The following is a 4,703-nucleotide window of genomic DNA, read 5'->3' as shown; positions in this document are numbered from 1 at the left end:
GCGCCAGGCTCGCCGCCAGCGCCGCGCAGGAATCGGGCGGCGTCACCGGCGCGGTCAAGGGCGTGGGCAGTGCGGTCGGCGGCGCTGCCGAAGGCGCGGCCAAGGGTGTCGGCGGCGCGGTGGAAAGCATCGGCAAGGGTATCGGCGGGCTCTTCGGTAAGTGAGCGTATGGGTATGAGTGACGAGGATTCCATTTTCGCGCCCCTCCTTTCGGAGCTGGGGCGCAACAGATCTCTCGACGAGCAGGTCGAGCATCCGGGGCGCAATGCGTTCCGTACACTGCCGAAGCGCTTCTACAAGGAAGCGATGGCTGCCCCCCTTGATGGCGGCTTCACGGTTCTGCTCGACGGGCGCGGGGTCAAGACGCCCGCCCGCTCGCCGCTCGTCGTGCCGAGCGCGGCGCTGGCGCGCGCCATGGCGGAGGAATGGAACCGTCAGGGAGAGCTGATCGATCCGCGCGGCATGTGGCTGACGAAGCTCGCCAATACCGCGATAGATCGCGTGATGCCGAGGCATGACGCCGTCGTCGAAGAAGTCGCGACCTTCGCCTCGAGCGACCTTGTCTGCTACCGGGTCGATCACCCGCTGGAGCTCGCCAGGCGGCAGGCGGCGCATTGGTCGCCGCTCGTCGAATGGGCGGCGCGCGAGTTCGGCGCGGGGCTCAGGGTGACCGAAACGATCGTCCATGTCGCGCAGGACGAGGCGGCGATCGCCGCGCTCAGGGCGGCGATTGCGGACGCCGATGCCTTCCAGCTTTCCGCGCTGCATAACGCCGTGACGCTGACGGGCTCGGCGGTGATCGGGCTTGCGCTCCTCCACGGTCGGCTCGACGCCGGCCAGGCATTCGATGCCGCCCATGTCGACGAAGCCTGGCAGATGGAGCTTTGCGGCGAGGACGAGGAGGAGGCCGCGCGCCTTGCCACGCGGCGCCAGGAGCTTGCCGATACAGCCCGCTTCCTCGATCTCCTTTCTGACGCTACGTAAGTTCCGGCCTCCGGAATCGAGTTGCAAGCCATTGGCAAAAAGGCGTTTTGGGTGGTATTGAACCCCCTTGCATCATGCCGGGGCGAGCCTGAAAACAAGGCCCATGTCCGGTAACCTTCATATCGATTATGCCCGGCCACATCCCGGTTGGCTCATGGGCTTCAGGGGGCGGAATGAAAGAGATTATTCGCCAGCTTGAGGAGCGCAGGCAGATCGCCCGGCTCGGCGGTGGGCAGAAGCGCATCGACGCGCAGCATGCGCGCGGCAAGCTCACGGCGCGCGAGCGCATCGAGCTTCTTCTCGACGAGGGCTCCTTCGAGGAGTTCGACATGTTCGTCGAGCATGATTGCCAGGACTTTGGCATGGAGAAGCAGAAGATCCCCGGCGATGGCGTCGTCACCGGCTGGGGCACGGTCAATGGCCGCCCCGTCTATGTCTTCGTCAAGGACTTCACGGTGTTCGGCGGGTCGCTCTCCCGCGCGCATGCGAAGAAGATGACGAAGGTGCAGGACATGGCGCTGAAGACCGGCGCTCCCATCATCGGACTCTTCGATGCGGGCGGCGCTCGCATTCAGGAAGGCGTCGATGCGCTGGGCGGCTATGGCGAAGTGTTCACGCGCAACGTGATCGCCTCCGGCGTCATTCCGCAGATCTCTGTCATCATGGGCCCATGCGCGGGCGGCGACGTTTACTCGCCAGCAATGACCGACTTCATCTTCATGGTGCGCGACACGTCCTACATGTTCGTGACGGGTCCCGATGTCGTGAAGACGGTGACGAACGAAACGGTGACCTCCGAGCAGCTTGGAGGTGCGAGCGTTCACACGGTGAAGTCCTCGGTCGCCGACGGCGCCTGGGACAATGACGTCGTCACGCTTGGCCAGATCCGCCGCCTCGTCGATTTCCTGCCGTCGTCGAACCGCGACGATGTTCCGGAGCGCCCCTATTTCGACGATGCGAAGCGCATCGAGATGTCGCTCGACACGCTGATCCCCGCCAACCCGAACATGCCCTATGACATGAAGGAGCTGGTGCTCAAGGTCGTGGACGAGGGCGACTTCTTCGAGCTTCAGGAAAGCTTCGCGAAGAACATCATCACGGGCTTCGCCCGCATCGAGGGCCGCACGGTCGGCATCGTGGCGAACCAGCCGATGGTGCTTGCGGGCGTGCTCGACTCGGATGCGAGCCGCAAGGCGGCGCGTTTCGTGCGCTTCTGCGATTGCTTTAACATTCCGATCGTCACCTTCGTCGACGTGCCGGGCTTCCTGCCGGGCACGGCGCAGGAATATGGCGGTCTCATCAAGCACGGCGCGAAGCTGCTCTTCGCCTATACCGAAGCGACGGTGCCGAAAATCACGGTCATCACGCGCAAGGCATATGGCGGCGCCTATGACGTCATGTCGTCGAAGCACATCCGCGGCGATCTCAACTATGCCTGGCCGACGGCCGAAATCGCGGTGATGGGCGCGAAGGGCGCGGTCGAGATCATCCATCGTCAGGACCTTGGCGATCCGGAGAAGATCGCGGCGCACACGAAGGCTTACGAGGATCGCTTCCTCAATCCGTTCGTGGCGGCCGAGCGTGGCTATATCGACGAGGTGATCATGCCGCACTCGACGCGCATTCGCGTCGCGCGGGCGCTCGCTCTCCTGCGCGACAAGGAGGTCGAGACCCCGTGGAAGAAGCACAATAACATCCCGCTTTGAGGGCGATCCCATGTTCAAGAAAATCCTGATCGCCAACCGAGGCGAGATTGCCTGCCGCGTCATCAAGACGGCGCGCAAGATGGGCATCAAGACCGTTGCCGTTTACTCCGACGCCGACAAGGACGCGCTGCATGTGGAGATGGCGGACGAGGCCGTGCATATCGGCGCGCCGGCAGCCGCCCAGTCCTATCTCGTGATCGAGAAGATCATCGAGGCGTGCAAGAAGACGGGCGCCGAGGCCGTTCATCCGGGCTATGGCTTCCTCTCCGAGAATCCGAAATTCGCCATCGCGCTCAAGGAAGCGGGCATCGCCTTCATCGGGCCGAATATCAAGGCCATCGAGGCGATGGGCGACAAGATCGAGTCGAAGAAATTCGCCAATGCCGCGAAGGTGAGCACGGTTCCGGGCTTCCTCGGCGTCATCGCCGATGCGAAGGAGGCGGTGAAGATCGCCAACGAAATCGGCTATCCGGTGATGATCAAGGCGTCGGCGGGCGGTGGCGGCAAGGGCATGCGCATCGCCTGGTCCGAGAAGGAAGTGGCGGAAGGCTTCGCCGCGTCGAAGTCGGAAGCGCTGTCGAGCTTCGGCGACGATCGCGTCTTCATCGAGAAGTTCGTGACGCAGCCGCGCCACATCGAAATCCAGGTGCTCGGCGACAAGCATGGCAATGCCATCTATGTGCTCGAGCGTGAATGTTCGATCCAGCGCCGCAATCAGAAGGTCATCGAAGAGGCGCCGTCACCCTTCCTTGACGAGAAGACGCGCAAGGCCATGGGCGAGCAGGCCGTGGCGCTTGCCAAGGCCGTGAATTACGAAAGCGCGGGCACGGTCGAATTCATCGTCGACAAGGACCGCAACTTCTACTTCCTCGAAATGAATACGCGCCTTCAGGTCGAACATCCGGTGACGGAGCTTATCACCGGCATCGACCTCGTGGAGCAGATGATCCGCGTAGCGGCGGGCGAGAAACTCTCGCTCACGCAGGATGACGTGAAGATCAATGGCTGGGCGATGGAAAGCCGCATCTATGCGGAAGATCCCTATCGCAACTTCCTGCCTTCGACGGGGCGCCTCGTGCGCTATCAGCCGCCTGCGGAAGGCACGGCCAACGGGCTCACCATCCGCAACGATACGGGCGTCTATGAGGGCGGCGAAATTTCGATCTATTACGATCCGATGATCGCCAAGCTCTGCACGCACGGGCCGGATCGCATCAGCGCCATCGACCACATGTCGGTCGCGCTCGATCAGTTCCGCATCGAGGGCATTCAGCACAACATTCCGTTCCTCGGCGCGATCATGGAGCATCCGCGCTTCCGCTCGGGCAACATCACCACGGGCTTCATCGCCGAGGAATTCCCCGAAGGCTTCCACGGCGTCGAACTGGCGCCGGCGCGCAAGGCGCAGATCGCGGCCATCGCAGTCTTCATCAACAAGATCCACGCCGAGCGCGCGGTGGCGATCAGCGGCCAGTTGCCGGGCCGTCCGCGCCAGTTGCCGCACGAATGGGTGGTGACCCTCGGCGACTGGGTGCAGCGCGCCATGATCTCCGGCGACGGGGATGCGGGCGTCGAGGTCACGCTTCTCGACGAGGAAGGCACGACGCAGCTAGGCCGCCACGTCGTCGCCAGCGACTGGACGCCCGGCAAGCCCGTCTTCTCCGGCACGGTCGACGGTGAGCCCATCGTCGTGCAGCTCGACAGGGCGAAGAAGGGCTATGTGTTCCGCTATCGCGGCGCGACGGTTCATGCGGCCGTCCGCACGCCACTCGCGCATAAGCTCTATCTGCTCATGCCCGAGAAGGTCGCGGCGGACACGTCGAAATATCTCCTCTGTCCGATGCCCGGTCTCGTGAAGTCGATCGCGGTGGAAGTCGGCCAGGAAGTGAAGGCCGGCGAGCCGCTCGCCATCGTCGAGGCGATGAAGATGGAGAACATTCTCCGCGCCGAACGCGATTGCACCGTTGCGGCGATCGAAGCGAAGCCCGGCGACAGCCTCGCCGTCGATGCCGT

3 protein-coding genes are annotated in these 4,703 nt (G+C 63.8%); all 3 read left to right on the top strand.

Features of this window, described 5'->3' with window-relative positions; genetic code table 11:
* Window positions 1-174 precede the first annotated feature (174 nt).
* Window positions 175-984 (top strand): ATP12 family chaperone protein, encoded by an 810-nt coding sequence (locus WBG82_RS14920; protein ID WP_424425550.1) that lies wholly within the window; start codon window positions 175-177, stop codon window positions 982-984.
* 173 nt (window positions 985-1,157) lie between these two features.
* A complete protein-coding gene (locus tag WBG82_RS14915) occupies window positions 1,158-2,690 on the top strand; it encodes an acyl-CoA carboxylase subunit beta (RefSeq protein ID WP_424425548.1) in 1,533 nt (510 codons plus the stop codon).
* Window positions 2,691-2,700: 10 nt separating this feature from the next.
* A partial coding sequence (locus WBG82_RS14910; RefSeq protein WP_424425546.1) for an acetyl-CoA carboxylase biotin carboxylase subunit occupies window positions 2,701-4,703 on the top strand: 2,003 nt, incomplete at its 3' end.

The sequence above is a fragment of the Parvibaculum sp. genome, assembly GCF_049671045.1.
Lineage (GTDB): Bacteria > Pseudomonadota > Alphaproteobacteria > Parvibaculales > Parvibaculaceae > Parvibaculum.
This window is presented reverse-complemented; position numbering and strand designations above follow the sequence as displayed.